Source organism: Neisseria sp. HMSC70E02 (assembly GCF_001838645.1).
In the GTDB taxonomy this organism is placed as follows: domain Bacteria; phylum Pseudomonadota; class Gammaproteobacteria; order Burkholderiales; family Neisseriaceae; genus Neisseria; species Neisseria macacae.
Window position 1 is genome coordinate 25,359 of record NZ_KV838089.1, and the last position, 311, is coordinate 25,669.

1 pseudogene is annotated in these 311 nt (G+C 46.6%); it reads left to right on the top strand.

The features are described 5' to 3' along the window. Window positions 1-311: pseudogene (locus tag HMPREF3277_RS06370) on the top strand (hypothetical protein); the annotation flags it as partial.

The window sequence follows — 311 nt, forward strand, 5'->3', positions numbered from 1 at the left end:
TTGCAGCGGCCGCTATCAATTGCGCCTGCCGTCCCAACGTCATCACGGCAGTACATGGCTTAAGTATAACGGCTGGAGTGTGATGGTCATGTTTAACGACTGGAAAAGAAACGTAAGTACCATCAATGAGAATAAACAATATGGTTATGATGGAACCGATATTGTCGTCGATACCCGCACCCTGATTCCGGATCGGGCAATCATGCAGGTAACACGCAGCGATTTTTCTTGGGAGCGCAGCATTACAGTTAAAGAGAAGGGAATGCCCTACGAAGCTGATTTATATTTCAAGCTGGATAATGATGACGCCT